Annotated in this window: 13 protein-coding genes; 8 read left to right on the forward strand and 5 right to left on the reverse strand. The window is 63.6% G+C overall.

The genetic code is table 11. The annotated features are described in order from the left end of the window. Together VE092_RS08805 and VE092_RS08810 are read right to left on the reverse strand one after the other, a co-directional pair. Entirely contained in the window at positions 1–591 is a 591-nt protein-coding gene (locus VE092_RS08805; protein WP_324875836.1) for a response regulator transcription factor, read from the reverse strand. A gap of 54 nt (positions 592–645) precedes the next feature. Then, positions 646–2,673: a PAS domain S-box protein gene (locus VE092_RS08810; protein WP_324875838.1), complete on the reverse strand. Its 2,028-nt coding sequence runs from the start codon at positions 2,671–2,673 to the stop codon at positions 646–648. Between the two features lie 209 nt (positions 2,674–2,882). Here VE092_RS08810 and VE092_RS08815 point away from each other — a divergent pair, with 209 nt between their 5' ends. The 3 genes from VE092_RS08815 (at position 2,883) to VE092_RS08825 (ending at position 5,863) form a co-directional block, all read left to right on the forward strand. Next, on the forward strand, positions 2,883–3,899 hold the full coding sequence (locus VE092_RS08815) for a TRAP transporter substrate-binding protein (RefSeq protein WP_324875840.1): 1,017 nt from the start codon (positions 2,883–2,885) through the stop codon (positions 3,897–3,899). Positions 3,900–4,025: 126 nt separating this feature from the next. Beyond that, a complete protein-coding gene (locus tag VE092_RS08820) occupies positions 4,026–4,586 on the forward strand; it encodes a TRAP transporter small permease (RefSeq protein WP_324875842.1) in 561 nt (186 codons plus the stop codon). After that, positions 4,583–5,863, forward strand: a complete 1,281-nt coding sequence (locus VE092_RS08825) for a TRAP transporter large permease subunit (protein WP_324875844.1) — start codon at positions 4,583–4,585, stop codon at positions 5,861–5,863. Before VE092_RS08820 ends, VE092_RS08825 begins: the two co-directional genes overlap by 4 nt. A 473-nt stretch (positions 5,864–6,336) precedes the next feature. On the opposite strand, the gene VE092_RS08830 is transcribed toward VE092_RS08825, so the two are convergent. Then, a complete protein-coding gene (locus VE092_RS08830) occupies positions 6,337–6,990 on the reverse strand; it encodes a VOC family protein (protein WP_324875846.1) in 654 nt (217 codons plus the stop codon). A gap of 102 nt (positions 6,991–7,092) precedes the next feature. On the opposite strand from VE092_RS08830, the gene VE092_RS08835 reads away from it, so the two are divergent. From VE092_RS08835 to plsY, 4 genes are all read left to right on the forward strand, one after another. Further along, entirely contained in the window at positions 7,093–7,596 is a 504-nt protein-coding gene (locus VE092_RS08835) for a methylated-DNA--[protein]-cysteine S-methyltransferase (RefSeq protein WP_324875849.1), read from the forward strand. A gap of 9 nt (positions 7,597–7,605) precedes the next feature. Further along, positions 7,606–8,529: a site-specific tyrosine recombinase XerD gene (xerD, locus tag VE092_RS08840; protein ID WP_324875850.1), complete on the forward strand. Its 924-nt coding sequence runs from the start codon at positions 7,606–7,608 to the stop codon at positions 8,527–8,529. Positions 8,530–8,606: 77 nt separating this feature from the next. Beyond that, the gene (ybaK, locus tag VE092_RS08845) at positions 8,607–9,107 is read left to right on the forward strand and encodes a Cys-tRNA(Pro) deacylase (protein ID WP_324875852.1); all 501 of its coding nucleotides are present in this window, start codon (positions 8,607–8,609) and stop codon (positions 9,105–9,107) included. Between the two features lie 33 nt (positions 9,108–9,140). Beyond that, positions 9,141–9,761 (forward strand): glycerol-3-phosphate 1-O-acyltransferase PlsY, encoded by a 621-nt coding sequence (gene plsY, locus VE092_RS08850; RefSeq protein WP_324875854.1) that lies wholly within the window; start codon positions 9,141–9,143, stop codon positions 9,759–9,761. An 86-nt stretch (positions 9,762–9,847) separates the two neighbouring features. Here the strand turns inward: plsY and tsaD are convergent, their stop codons facing one another. Further along, a complete protein-coding gene (tsaD, locus tag VE092_RS08855; RefSeq protein WP_324875856.1) occupies positions 9,848–10,909 on the reverse strand; it encodes a tRNA (adenosine(37)-N6)-threonylcarbamoyltransferase complex transferase subunit TsaD in 1,062 nt (353 codons plus the stop codon). Between the two features lie 178 nt (positions 10,910–11,087). Here tsaD and ybiB point away from each other — a divergent pair, with 178 nt between their 5' ends. Further along, complete coding sequence (gene ybiB, locus VE092_RS08860; protein WP_324875858.1) at positions 11,088–12,059, forward strand: DNA-binding protein YbiB; 972 nt, start codon at positions 11,088–11,090, stop codon at positions 12,057–12,059. 232 nt (positions 12,060–12,291) lie between these two features. On the opposite strand, the gene VE092_RS08865 is transcribed toward ybiB, so the two are convergent. Beyond that, positions 12,292–12,750, reverse strand: coding sequence for an XRE family transcriptional regulator (locus VE092_RS08865; RefSeq protein ID WP_324875860.1), 459 nt, complete (start codon positions 12,748–12,750; stop codon positions 12,292–12,294). Positions 12,751–13,609 lie beyond the last annotated feature (859 nt).

Raw genomic sequence — 13,609 nt, forward strand, 5'->3', positions numbered from 1 at the left:
TTACTTGAGCAGCCGCGCCAGTTCGACGGCGGTCTTGACATTCATCTTGTCGAAGATGTGGGCGCGGTGGACCTCGACGGTGCGCATGCTGATGCCCAGTTCATCGGCGATGACCTTGTTCATCTTGCCGGCCAGGATCAGGTCCAGGACCTCGCGTTCACGTGCCGACAATGCCGCCAGGCGGCTCTGTACCGCATCTTCGGCACCGCCGGCGCGCGAGCTGGCCAGCGCTTCCAGCACGCGGTCCATCAACTGGTTGTCGTTGAAGGGCTTTTCGAAGAAATCGAAGGCGCCGTTCTTGAGCATGTCCACCGCCATGGGCACATCGCCATGACCGGTGAGGAAGATCACCGGACGCCGGTGCAGCAGGCCCTTGGTCTTGAGTTCGTTGAACAGTGCCAGGCCGCTGGTGCCGGGCATGCGCACATCCAGCAGCAGGCACTCGCCCTCGGCATCGATGCCGGCCGCCGCACCCAGCGCGGCCAGCACGGCCGTGCCACTCTCATAGGCGCTGGCGGCGATATTGCGCGAACGCGCCAGCCAGGTCAGCGAATCGCGGATGATTTCTTCGTCGTCGACTATGTGCAGCATCGGTGTGCGGGCGGAAGTCCGGGTCAGGGGAGCCGTGGGGCGGCAGTCTTTTCTTTATTGTGGCTGCCCGCTCTGGGCGGGCAGCGAAAACCGGAAGATTGTACCGCCTGCCGGGTTATCGGTGTAAGTCAGCGTGCCGCCGTGGAATTCGATGGTGGTGCGACAGATGTTGAGGCCCATGCCCATGCCTTCGGCCTTGGTCGAGAAGAAGGGCGAGAACAGCCGCGCCGCGACGTCCTCGGTGATGCCGTGGCCCTGGTCGATCACCGAGACCGTAACCGACTCGGCACCATCGTCGTTGCGTGTGAGTTCGGCCGTCACGCGCAGGATGCGGCGCGCCGACGGCACCGCCGCCATGGACTGGATGCCGTTGCGGGTCAGGTTCAGGATCACCTGTTCCAGCAGTACCTGGTCACCCAGCACCGGCGGCAGGGAGCGGGACACCTGCAACTGCAGCACCACGAAGAACTGCTGGGCCTGCAGTTCGATCAGCGGCGTCACGTTGTCGATGAGCTGCCGCATCTGCAGACGCTGGCGCGCCGGCTCGCGCTTCTTGACGAACTGGTGCACGCTGCGGATCACGTGACCGGCGCGCTGCGCCTGGGTATGGATCTTTTCCAGTGCCGGTTGCAGCGCCCCCGGATCGACCTGGCCCTGCTGCATCATGTTCAGGGCGCCGGTGGTATAGCTGGAGATCGCCGCCAGCGGCTGGTTCAGTTCGTGCGCCAGGGTCGAGGCGATCTCGCCCATGCTGGCCAGGCGGGCGCTGGCCTGTAGTTTTTCTTCCTGGGTGCGGTTCAGGTCTTCGGCGCGCTTGCGTTCGGAGATGTCGAGGATGGAGCCCATCCAGCCAGTTTGCTTGCCGTCCTGGTCCACCAGCGGCGACTCGAAGATCAGTACCGGGAAGCGCTCGCCATCACGGCGCTGGAAGATGGTCTCGAACTGCGGTGTGGCGCGCCCGGCCAGGACGTTGGAAAAACGTTCCTGGTATTCGTCCATGGCTTCCGGCGCCCAGTAGGGCATGGGTGGGATCTTGCCCACCAGTTCCTCGGCGCCGAATCCCACCATCTTGCAGAAGGCGGGATTGACATAGGTGATGCGACCCTCCAGATCGCGCGCCCGCATGCCGGTGACCAGCGAGTTTTCCATCGCCGCACGAAACACCGCTTCGTTGAGCAGGGCCTTTTCCGCCTTGGTGCGCCGGTTGATGTCGCGCCACAGCGCCCACAGGCTCCACAGCAGTCCCAGCGAGAGCACCATCACCGAGCCCACCAGCAGGTTGGGCAAGAGCTTGGGTGCGCTCTTGGTGCTGTTGGTGTGCAGCACCAGGGTCAGGCCCGGCAGTTCCAGTTCGCGGCGGTGGGTGTAGACATTCAGGCCGGGGCCGCCCGAGGTGCGGCGTGCCACCACGTTGTCGTCGGTGTCGGTCAGCGAAATCTCGTTGTCCTGCGCAAACCACCACGGCACCATCTCGTTGAGGATGCGCGCCACCGCATAGCTGGCCACCAGGCTGCCGATGTAATGGTTATCGCGGAACAGCGGCACGTGGTAGTCCATCAGCATCGGCTCGGCGATCCCCGGTGGCACTGCCGGCGGACTGTAGAGCGGACGATGCATCTGGCGCGCGCGGTCACCGGTCATCAGCGAGGACTGCGAGAGATCGTTGCGGCTGATCGGAAAGTCGTCGGTGGAGGCCACCGGCCGCCCTTCGGCATTGAACCAGGTGACCCGATAGAACTCACGGTTGTTGCGCAGCAGCGCATTGAGGCGGCTGCGGAAATGGTCCTGATGCAGCCGGCTGGTGATGATCTCGCGCCCGATGATGCGCATGCTTTCGTCATCGCGGCTCAACTGGAAGCGGATCGCCTGTTCCACCCACAGCGAATCGGCGATCAACTGCTCCAGCCGTTCGCTGGCCTCCATCTGCTGCGCCTGGCGCGGCAGCCAGATCAGGGTGGCCAGGAACAGGCACAGCAGCAGGAACGGGATCAGCCAGCGCATGGTGGTCTTGCGGCCCGAGGCCCGCAATTGCGAGGCGGCGTTGGGCTGGGGCGCGATCGGCGGCGGCGGGATGGTTTTCATGACGCCGCCAGTGTAGCCGCCGGGCCGGGCTTGCGCCAGCATCCCGCCGGCCGGGAAAGTGCTGCCCGGGGACATTGTGGTTATCCACAGTTGCCCCATTTTGGTGACACCGAGCAAAATGCGCGGGCATAATCTGGCCGCGCCAAGCAGAGCCACTACAAGAACAAGTACACCACCAAAACGATTCATACCTCACTGGGGAGACACGCATGAAACTGAAGTCCATCCTGCTGGCCATGTCGGCCGCTGCCATCGTCAACGCCGGCCTTGCCGCCAATGCCTTGGCGCAGCAGCCCATCATCATCAAGTTCAGCCACGTGGTGGCCAACGACACGCCCAAGGGCAAGGCCGCCGAACGCTTCAAGGAACTGGCCGAGAAGGCCACCAAGGGCCGCGTCAAGGTCGAGGTCTATCCCAACAGCACCCTGTACAAGGACAAGGAAGAACTGGAAGCCCTGCAACTGGGCGCGGTGCAGATGCTGGCGCCGTCCCTGGCCAAGTTCGGCCCGCTGGGCGTGAAGGAGTTCGAGGTGTTCGACCTGCCTTACATCTTCCCCAGCAAGGACGTGCTCTATCGCGTCACCGAAGGCCCCATCGGCAAGGATCTCTTCAAGAAGCTGGAGCCCAAGGGCATCACCGGCCTGGCTTACTGGGATAACGGTTTCAAGGTGATGTCGGCCAACAAGCCGCTGCATCATCCGTCCGACTTCCGTGGCCTGAAGATGCGCATCCAGTCCTCCAAGGTGCTGGACGCGCAGATGCGCGCGCTGGGCGCCAACCCGCAGGTGCTGGCCTTCTCCGAGGTCTACCAGGCGCTGCAGACCGGCGTGGTGGATGGCACCGAGAACCCGCCTTCGAACCTCTATACCCAGAAGATGCATGAAGTGCAGAAGCACGTGACCGTGTCCAACCACGGCTATCTGGGCTATGCGGTGATCGTCAACAAGAAGTTCTGGGACGGCCTGCCGGCCGACATCCGCACCCAGCTGGAAGGTGCCATGAAGGACGCCACCAAGTACGCCAACGCCATCGCCCAGCAGGAAAACGATGCCGCCCTGGCAGCCGTGGAAAAGACCGGCAAGACCACCGTCTACCGTCTCACCGATGCCGAGAAGGCCGAATGGCGCAAGGCCTTGCTGCCGGTGCAGCAGCAGATGGCCAGCCGTATCGGCAAGGACCTGATCGACGCCGTCAACAAGGAATCGGCGGCGCTGGGTCAGAAGTAATCGCCTCCGGCACCTGCGCGGCGCATCCTTCCGGCATGCGCCGCGCCATTCTCGAAAACAATCAGAACAAGCTCAGCCAGCGGCCGCTACCAGCAAGGTAGCGGCCTGCCGGCGCAAGGAGATCCCATGAAGTTACTCGACCATCTGGAAGAGTGGCTGATCGCGTTCCTCATGGCCGCGGCCACCTTCATCATCTTCGTGGCCGTGGTCCATCGCTACGCATCCGGCCTCGATATTCCCTGGCTGCAGGACCGGCTCATCCAGATCAACATGAGCTGGGCCCAGGAACTGTGCATCTTCATGTTCGTGTGGATGGCCAAGTTCGGCGCCGCCTATGGCGTGCGTACCGGCATCCACGTCGGCGTCGATGTGCTGATCAATCGCCTCAACACCCCGTGGCGCAACAAGTTCGTGCTCTTTGGCCTGTTCGCTGGCGCCCTCTTCACCGGCATCGTCGGCACCTTTGGCGCCGAGTTCGTCTATGACATCGCCCAGCACGACAGCACCTCCGAAGTGATGGAAGTGCCGATGTGGATCGTCTACCTGGCCGTGCCGCTGGGTTCCTACCTGATGTGCTTCCGTTTCCTCCAGGTCGCGTGGAATTTCCACCGGACCGGTGAATTGCCCAAGCATGACCATTCCCACGTGGAAGGTCTGGACGAAGAAACCAGCGGAGGTAAAGCATGAATGCATTGATCATTTTCGTCCTGCTGTTCGGGCTGATGCTGACCGGGATGCCGATCTCGATCTCGCTGGGCCTGACGGTACTGACCTTCCTCTTTACCATGACCGACGTGCCGATCCAGTCGGTGGCGCTGAAGTTGTTCACCGGCATCGAGAAGTTCGAGATCATGGCGATCCCCTTCTTCATCCTGGCCGGCAACTTCCTCACCCACGGTGGCGTGGCGCGGCGCATGATCAACTTCGCCACCTCCATGGTGGGGCACTGGCATGGCGGCCTGGCACTGGCCGGGGTGCTGGCCTGCGCGCTGTTCGCGGCGGTCTCCGGTTCCTCGCCGGCCACCGTGGTGGCGATCGGCTCCATCATCCTGCCGGCGATGGTCAAGCAGGGCTTCCCCAACCGTTTCGGCGCGGGCGTGATCACCACCTCCGGCGCACTGGGCATCCTGATCCCACCCTCCATCGTGATGGTGATGTATTCGGTCTCGACCAATACCTCGGTGGGCAAGCTGTTCATGGCGGGCGTGGTGCCGGGGCTGCTGCTGGCCTTCCTGCTGGGCATGACCACCTGGTTCCTGGCGCGCAAGAACAATTACCCGCGCCTGAGGAAGGCCACCTGGGCCGAGCGTTTCGCGGCCTTCCGCAAGAGTGGCTGGGGCCTGTTCCTGATCGTCATCGTCATGGGCGGCATCTACAGCGGCGTGTTCACGCCCACGGAAGCGGCTGCCATGGCGGCGGTGTATGCCTTCTTCATCTCGGTGTTCGTCTACAAGGACCTGCGCCTGAGCCAGGTGCCCAAGGTCTTGCTGGACTCGGCCTCGATGTCGGCCATGCTGCTCTACATCATCACCAACGCGGTGCTGTTCTCGTTCCTCGTGACCAGCGAAAACATCCCGCAGGCGATGGCGGCATGGATCACCGATTCCGGCCTGGGTCCGATCACCTTCCTGCTGGTGGTCAACATCCTGCTGCTGCTGGCCGGTAATGTGATGGAGCCGTCCTCGATCGTGCTGATCCTGGCACCGATCCTGTTCCCGGTGGCCATGAAGCTGGGCATCGATCCGGTGCATTTCGGCATCCTCATCGTGGTCAACATGGAAGTGGGCATGTGCCATCCGCCGGTCGGTCTGAACCTGTACGTGGCCTCCGGCATCACCAAGATGGGCATCACCGAGCTGACCATTGCGGTCATGCCATGGCTGCTGACCATGCTCGGCTTCCTGATGCTGGTGACCTACTGGCCGACCCTGTCGCTGTGGCTGCCCAACCTGATCTACAACTGATGTCGGTGATGATCGGCACCATGCACTACGGTGGTGCCGATTTTGTCAGATGTCTGTCAAGTTGCTCAAAAGTATGTTGGTTTTGCCCTGAAAAAGTGCTTTGAAACCGCGCAGAGTGCTGCTAAAGTGCGGGCTTTGCTGAATCGGCACTCTGCGTTTGCCGTCCTGGCAATCGAGTTCTGCAGCGATGTTTTTCTAGTGAGTTGTTGATGTACGCGCCTCACCGGCGACCCCACCGACACATCGGCGCGGGCGCAGATGGGCAGCACCGAATACAAAGCGGGTGGTGCATAACAAACGGTATCGATACCGGGAAACTGAGGAGACGTGCATTCGATTGAAGCCGTTCAAACGGCCGGGAATGCATCAGGAGTATTTTGAAGGCGCATCCGAGGATGCGCCTTTTTTCTTGGTGCTGACCGTATCTGGTTTATACGGTTTATATCTTTTCCATTTTCCCTCCACCCACGCTCTCAGCCCGCCAGCACCCGCTCTCCCTGCGTCGTACTCAGGACGGCCACAATCGCGCTCTGCCTTGCTTCACGCAGCACGACGCGCGCATCGTCGATTCCCACGGCCGCCAGGGCGGCGGCCAGGTCGGCCGGGGCAGGGTGGTGCAGTTCCAGTCTTAGCAGGCGGCAGCCGAGGTCGGGCAGGGCGCTGGCCGGGTGCGGCTGGCTGTGCCACTGGATCAGCGAGGGCATCAGGCCGGCGCAGGGCAGGCGCCCGTCGGCGGCGATGGTGATCAGCCAGGACAGCGCGCCCCGGCTCATGGGCGTGATCGCGCCGGTGGCGATGGGACTGGCGGCCACCGCCGCTTCGATGTCGTCGGTGCGCGCCACCCAGTGCGCCAGACCCGGCGTGGCGCTGGCCCCTGGTTCATCCATGCCGAACCAGCGCGGCCGCGCCGGTGCACTTGCCTCGGGATCGATGGCGATCACTTCCAGGTAGAAGCCCGGCCCCAGCGATAGCAGCGCATTGTGGGTGCCCAGCCGCGCATGCTGGCCGCCGATGCGCGGCGCCATCGATACGCCAAGCTGCTGCTGTACCCAGGCCATGCCGGATGCGAGAGTGGGTGCGGTGACCACCAGGTGGTCCGGTTCGGTGTGCAGCGATGCCTGTGTCATGCGGTCTCCTTGAAGTTTTGCCCGATGGTATCAAGCCCATCGCCGAATTGCTTAAAATAGGCCTCCGTCGACGTTATCGACCCTCCCCCCTCCTCTCTGTTCATGACACGATCCGAATCCCGCCTGACCGAGCTGTTTTCCGCCGTGGTGCACACACCCTTCGGCGGCATGGGCATCCGCAGCCAGGCCGGGGCGCTGGTGGAGATGGTGTACCTGCCGCCGCACTATGCCGAGAAGGAGGCCGGCGATCCGGTCGCCGCCGAGGCGGTGCAGCAGATACGCCGCTACCTGGCCGATCCCGGGTTTCGCTTCAAGCTGCCGCTGGCACCGGTCGGCAGCGCCTTCCAGCAGCGCGTCTGGCAAGCCATCGCTGCCATCCCCTGCGGCCAGGTGCAGACCTATGGCCAGGTCGCCAAGGGCATCCAGTCCTCCCCGCGCGCAGTCGGCCAGGCCTGTGGCGCCAACTGGTATCCGCTGGTGATTCCCTGTCATCGGGTCACTGCAGCTGGCGGCCTGGGCGGGTTTTCGCATCACGACGACGTTGACGGCTTCCACCTGGAGGTCAAGCGCTGGTTGCTGCGCCATGAAGGCGTGAGCGGATACTGACGGGACAGCATGGGACGCACCACACCGAAGATAGAAGCGCCCGCCGCCAGCCGCGAGGCCATCGACGAATTCTGCGACAGCCTGTGGCTGGAAGACGGCCTGTCCAGGAACACGCTGGAGGCCTACCGGCGCGACATGACCCTGTACGCCCACTGGCTGCATCATGAGCACGCCAAGTCGCTCTACGAGACCCAGGCCGATGACCTGCACGCCTACTTCGCGGCCCGTCATGACCAGACCAAGCCCAGTTCATCCAATCGCCGGTTGGCGGTGCTCAAGCGCTTCTTCCAGCTGGCGCTGCGCCAGAACCGCGTGACCGCCGATCCCTGCCTGAAGATGCGCTCGGCGCGTCAGCCGCAACGGTTTCCCAAGACCCTCTCGGAAGGCCAGGTCGAGGCCTTGCTGGCCGCGCCTGACGTCGCCACCCCGCTGGGTCTGCGCGATCGCGCCATGATCGAGCTGATGTATGCCAGCGGCCTGCGGGTGTCGGAGCTGGTGCTGTTGAAGAGCATCGAGATCGGCATGAACGAGGGCGTGCTGCGGGTGACCGGCAAGGGCAGCAAGACGCGCCTGGTACCCTTTGGCGAGGAAGCCGGGGCCTGGATTGGCCGTTACCTGGCAGAGGGACGGCCGCAGATACTGCAGGGCCAGGTCGACGATGCGCTGTTCGTCACCGCACGGGGCGGGCCGATGACGCGCCAGATGTTCTGGACCCTGGTCAAGAAGTACGCCCTGCAGGCCGGCATCACCGTGCGCCTGTCGCCGCACACCTTGCGCCACGCCTTCGCCACCCATCTGCTCAACCACGGCGCCGACCTGCGCGTGGTGCAGCTGCTGCTGGGCCACGCCGACATTTCCACCACCCAGATCTACACCCACGTGGCACGCGAACGCCTGAAGCAACTGCATGCCGCACATCACCCCCGTGGCTGATCTTGCGGCATAATGTGCGCCCATGATGGCCGGCCCGGCCTGCCTGGCCGGTCAGCCTGCCGTCAGGAAGAACAACGATGAGCGCCAAGAAAGAACACATCTCCGAAACCCCGGCCACGCAATTCCTGCGCAAGCAGGGCGTGACCTTCACCGAGCACCCCTACGACTACGAGGAGCATGGCGGCACCGCGGTCTCCTCGCGCGAGCTGGGCGTGGACGAGCATGCCGTCATCAAGACCCTGGTGATGCAGGATGAGGCCGCCAAGCCGCTGCTGGTGCTCATGCATGGCGACTGCAAGGTCTCCACCAAGAATCTGGCGCGCCAGATCGGCTGCAAGTCGGTCGAGCCCTGCAAACCGGAGGTGGCCAATCGCCACTCGGGCTTCCTGATCGGTGGGACCTCGCCCTTCGGCACCCGCAAGAGCATGCCGGTCTACGTGGAGGCCAGCATCCTGGAACTCGACAAGATCTACATCAATGGCGGCCGGCGCGGCTTCCTGGTGGGTATCGACCCCGCCGTCCTCCTCAAGGTGTTGCCGGCCAAGGCGGTGCAGTGCGCCCTGGCTGATGCACCCTGACAAGAACCCAGAGACAAGAGAAAGAACGCATTCATGTACAACATCCTTTTCGCCATCGCGGCCTACCTGATCGGCTCGCTGTCTTTTGCGGTGGTGGTGTCCAAGGTCTTCGGACTGGCCGATCCGCGCACCTACGGTTCCAAGAATCCCGGTGCTACCAACGTCCTGCGCAGCGGCAACAAGAAGGCTGCCGCGTTGACTTTGCTGGGTGACGGTTTCAAGGGCTGGCTGGCGGTCTGGCTGGCGCAGAAGTTCGGTCCGCAATATGGCGTGGATGACACCGGCATCGCCCTGGTTACGCTGGCGGTGTTCCTGGGTCACCTGTGGCCGGTGTTCTTCCGCTTCGTAGGCGGCAAGGGCGTGGCGACCGCGCTGGGCATCCTGCTGGCGCTGGACCCCTGGCTGGGCCTGGCCACGCTGGCGACCTGGCTGGTGGTGGCCTTCGCTTTCCGCTATTCCTCACTGGCAGCGCTGGTAGCGGCCCTGTTCGCTCCGTTCTACTACGGCCTGCTGTTCGGCACCACCGACGGCATCCTGCTGGCCGTGGTGGCGATGGCGGCACTGCTGATCTATCGTCATCGCAAGAACATCGGCAACCTGCTGGCCGGCAAGGAAAGCAAGATCGGGAGCAAGAAGAAGGCCGTGGGCAAGTAAGCTGGGCAAGGCTGCCTGCCACTTCCCGAAAACAGAAGGGCCGCAATGGAGATTGCGGCCCTTTTTGTTTATATCGTATAAATTATTTATGTGGCTGGAGTCGTCGCACCTTGTGGCGGCCGCAGTTCATCCAGCGGCCAGCGCGGCCGCACGCCAAAACCATATTCCTTGCGCGCCGCATCGGGTTGCTCGCGCAGGCGCATGGCGCCGGCAAAGGCGATCATGGCACCGTTGTCGGTGCAAAACTCTAGTTCGGGATAGAACACTTCGTAGCGGCGCTTGGCTGCAGCGGCATTGAGGGCGGCGCGCAACTGGGCATTGGCACCCACGCCGCCGGCAATCACCAGGCGCTTCAGGTTGGTCTGCTTCAATGCGGTCATGCACTTGGCCACCAGCACGTCGACGATGGCGTCCACGAAGCCGCGTGCGATGTTGGCCTTGTCCTGCTCGCAGATATTGGCGCTGCTGCTGCCGTGCTGCTTGACCACGGTCAGCACCGCCGTCTTCAGGCCGGAAAAGCTGAAGTCCAGATTCTTGGAATGCAGCATGGGGCGCGGCAGCTGGTACGCGGCCGGGTCACCGAACTCGGCCAGGCGCGAGATGGCCGGTCCACCCGGATAGCCCAGGCCCAGCAGCTTGGCCGACTTGTCGAAGGCTTCGCCGGCAGCATCGTCCAGGGTTTCGCCCAGGAGTTCATAGCGCCCCACGCCATCGACTCGCATCAATTGCGTGTGGCCGCCCGAGACCAGCAGGGCGATGAAAGGAAAGCGCGGCGGCTTGCTGGCCAGCAGCGGGGAGAGCAGGTGGCCTTCCAAGTGATGGATGCCCAGCACCGGCTTGTCCAGTGCCAGGCCCAGTCCACAGGCCACCGAGGCGCCCACCAGCAGGGCGCCGGCCAGCCCGGGCCCCTGAGTGTAGGCGATGGCGTCGATCTCCTGTGCTGGCACATGGGCGTCCGCCAGGGTCTGCCGCAGCAGCGGAATGGCGCGCCGGATGTGGTCGCGCGAGGCCAGCTCGGGCACCACACCACCGTACTCCTGGTGCATGGCGATCTGCGAATGCAGGGCATGCGCCAGCAGGCCGCGCTCGGTGTCGTACAGAGCGAGGCCGGTTTCATCACAGGAGGATTCGACGCCGAGGACTAGCATGGGGATGGACTCATGAAGCGGCCGGCCCCGACGGGTGGGGTGCGCGGCAAAGGCGCTATTGTAATGGAAAGCCCGGCCGCTGGCGCCCGTGCTGCGGGGCGCGGCGGTTTTGGTGTACCCTTCGGCCATGCAAAACGATACCCCTATTTCCGCTCCGGCTGCCCCTGCCTCCGCTGCCATGACTGACATTGCTGCTGCCCGCTTCGTCGCGGCCCCCTTCATCAAGGAGATCGGACGTGGCAAGGACGGCGCGCGCAGCCTCTCGCGCGAAGATGCGCAGGCAATGTACCAGGCCATGCTCGAAGAGCGGGTCAGCGACCTGGAGCTCGGCGCCATCCTCCTAGCCATGCGCATCAAGGGCGAGTCGGTGCAGGAGATCGCCGGTTTCCTGGCCGCTGCCGAGGCCTCCTTCACCCCGCTGCAGGCGCCTGCTGGCGATTACGCGCCGGTGGTACTGCCCAGTTACAACGGATCGCGCAAGATGGCCAATCTGACGCCACTGCTGTGCATGTTGCTGGTGCGTCGCGGCGTGCCGGTGCTGATGCACGGCGTCACGCACGATCCGCAACGCGTGACCAGCGCCGAGATCTTCAGTGCACTGGGTATTGCCCACGCTGCCTCGGGCGCCCAGGCCGAGGTGCTGATGGCGGCCGGTCAGCCGGCTTTCATTCCGATTGCGGCACTGGCCCCGCCCATTGCCCGGCTGCTGAATCTGCGCCGCATCCTGGGGGTACGCAATTCCACCCATACCCTGGTGAAGATCATGCAACCGTTTGCGCAGCCGGCATTGCGTCTGACGTCGTACACCCATCCCGAGTATCTGGAGATGTTGACCGACTACTTCGGCAACGCTGCGCCGCATGATCGCGGCGATGCCTTCCTGATGCGCGGCACCGAGGGCGAGACCGTGGCCAACGCGCGCCGTGCCCAGCGCATCGACTGGTTCAGCCAGGGCCGCCGTACCGTGCTGGTGGAAAAGCAGAGCGTGGCCGAAGAGGTGCAGGCGCTGCCTGAAGGCAGTGATGCAGCGGCGACCGCGCGCTGGATCGGCGAGGTGCTGGACGGTCAGCGCCCGGTGCCGCAGGCCATCGCCGAACAAGTCGAACACTGCGTGCAGGTGGCCGCGCAACTGCGTAAAAATATTTCCTGACCGCGATCCTTGCGTGGATGTTTCGCCACAGGTTCTCCTGCACGGCGGGAAGCTGACGGATTGACAGCCTCGTGCCGATACGCCAACGCTGCGTGGCAGGTCAGTAAAGTTCAGGAAATCGCGGAAGGTGTGCCGGCGATGCGGCAAAGAGTGGAAAGACGGGAGGGGATCCGGATGAAGATCCCAGGTGAATCGGGATCGGGTTTCGGAGGGACCTGGGGAGCGCCGGGGCTCAGTTGCGAGGACGGCGGCGGGTACTGGTGCTGGTCTTGGTCGCTGCCGCCGGCTTTTCCGAGGCGTGGGCGGCGATCTGCGCAAACGCGAAAATCACTTCCTTGACGATCTTGCGCTGTGGTGCCGGCAGGTTGATGAAGGCCTCGAACGCTTCGCGCTCGCGGTAGCCGATGGCTTCTTCCCAGCGCGCGCGGCGCTTGTCGATGCGCTTGCCGATCTCCTCACCGAAGCGCAGGTGCTGCGGCGTGACGATGAGCCATTCGGCCAGCGTCTCCAGCTTGTCCTGCTTGGGCATCGACTCGCCCAGCAGCCAGCGTCGGACCCCGTGCAGGGTCATCGGCTTGCCCCAGTAACGCAGGTTGAATTCCCTTTCCAGAACGGCGGGCTTGGGTTCGTATCCAGCTTTTTCCATCGCGGTGCGCAGGCGCTTTGCGAATTTTTGATTGGCGGTTTCCATGGTTTCGAAGGTACTTTGACGTAGCGCTTTCCGGGGTACGTTTGCATTTGGGGTGAGTTACGCAGCAAACGTGATTTATGCTCACTGCCGGGAAAGGCCTCGCCATCGACCCCGACGCGGTCCTTGCCGACGACTGGTCAGGCAGGCCTGGACTGCCTTTGCGGCGAACGGGAGTGAGGCCATGCGCAGCCCTCCGAGACGATGTTGGAACGACAGGATGGCCGATCATGGCGGCCTGGATGCGCGCCGATGTCAGGTCATCATGCAACTTGGACGAGCTGCCCGGCGATGTTCCCCTCACCGCCGCACGTTCGGTCGCAGGATCGGTCAGCCTGTCGGGAAGCCCCCAGCGCCGATGATCCGGGTGGACTATTGTCTGTCCAGATGTGCCCGACGTCAGCCGCGAAGGGTGATTTTTTTAAGTGTTGTGTCCATCGCGAGACATCGCCGCTGCCGCTGCGGCCATGTCGCAGCGCGGCACAGCAGGCCGGAAGCGCGCTAGAATAGCGCACTGTAAAGGGGGAACATCATTGCGGTGGTGTATCACCGATCGATTTCCCATCCTGCGGGGATGGGAAATTGTTAGAAAATCCATCCCTTCTGACAGGGTGGCATTGACCCGGCCCCGCCGGGCAGACAGACAAGCAGCACGCTGGTTGAAACAAGACGAATAAATCAACGAAGTCAGCAGCATCCCTGTGGTACGTTCTGGTTACGTAACTTTTTGAGGTTTTTTCCGGTCGGCTCCTGCCGCCTTGCCGGCGCCATGGCGTCGCGCCCGGCGCATCACCAGCAGGCTTTCCGGAATGGAACGCGGCGACCCGTTGGCATGCAACGGTGGATCGACTGACGCTCCGCT

Origin of the sequence: Herbaspirillum sp. (assembly GCF_035644555.1) — a bacterium.
In the GTDB taxonomy this organism is placed as follows: Bacteria; Pseudomonadota; Gammaproteobacteria; order Burkholderiales; family Burkholderiaceae_D; genus Herbaspirillum.

Excerpts from the sequence above, each read along its gene's own strand:
- VE092_RS08820 (WP_324875842.1), top strand. The coding sequence starts at position 4,026 with ATGAAGTTACTCGACCATCTGGAAGAGTGGCTGATCGCGTTCCTCATG.
- VE092_RS08835 (WP_324875849.1), top strand. The coding sequence starts at position 7,093 with ATGACACGATCCGAATCCCGCCTGACCGAGCTGTTTTCCGCCGTGGTG.
- plsY (WP_324875854.1), top strand. The coding sequence starts at position 9,141 with ATGTACAACATCCTTTTCGCCATCGCGGCCTACCTGATCGGCTCGCTG.
- VE092_RS08865 (WP_324875860.1), bottom strand. The coding sequence starts at position 12,750 with ATGGAAACCGCCAATCAAAAATTCGCAAAGCGCCTGCGCACCGCGATG.
- xerD (WP_324875850.1), top strand. The coding sequence starts at position 7,606 with ATGGGACGCACCACACCGAAGATAGAAGCGCCCGCCGCCAGCCGCGAG.
- tsaD (WP_324875856.1), bottom strand. The coding sequence starts at position 10,909 with ATGCTAGTCCTCGGCGTCGAATCCTCCTGTGATGAAACCGGCCTCGCT.
- ybiB (WP_324875858.1), top strand. The coding sequence starts at position 11,088 with ATGACTGACATTGCTGCTGCCCGCTTCGTCGCGGCCCCCTTCATCAAG.
- VE092_RS08830 (WP_324875846.1), bottom strand. The coding sequence starts at position 6,990 with ATGACACAGGCATCGCTGCACACCGAACCGGACCACCTGGTGGTCACC.
- VE092_RS08815 (WP_324875840.1), top strand. The coding sequence starts at position 2,883 with ATGAAACTGAAGTCCATCCTGCTGGCCATGTCGGCCGCTGCCATCGTC.
- VE092_RS08810 (WP_324875838.1), bottom strand. The coding sequence starts at position 2,673 with ATGAAAACCATCCCGCCGCCGCCGATCGCGCCCCAGCCCAACGCCGCC.
- VE092_RS08825 (WP_324875844.1), top strand. The coding sequence starts at position 4,583 with ATGAATGCATTGATCATTTTCGTCCTGCTGTTCGGGCTGATGCTGACC.
- ybaK (WP_324875852.1), top strand. The coding sequence starts at position 8,607 with ATGAGCGCCAAGAAAGAACACATCTCCGAAACCCCGGCCACGCAATTC.
- VE092_RS08805 (WP_324875836.1), bottom strand. The coding sequence starts at position 591 with ATGCTGCACATAGTCGACGACGAAGAAATCATCCGCGATTCGCTGACC.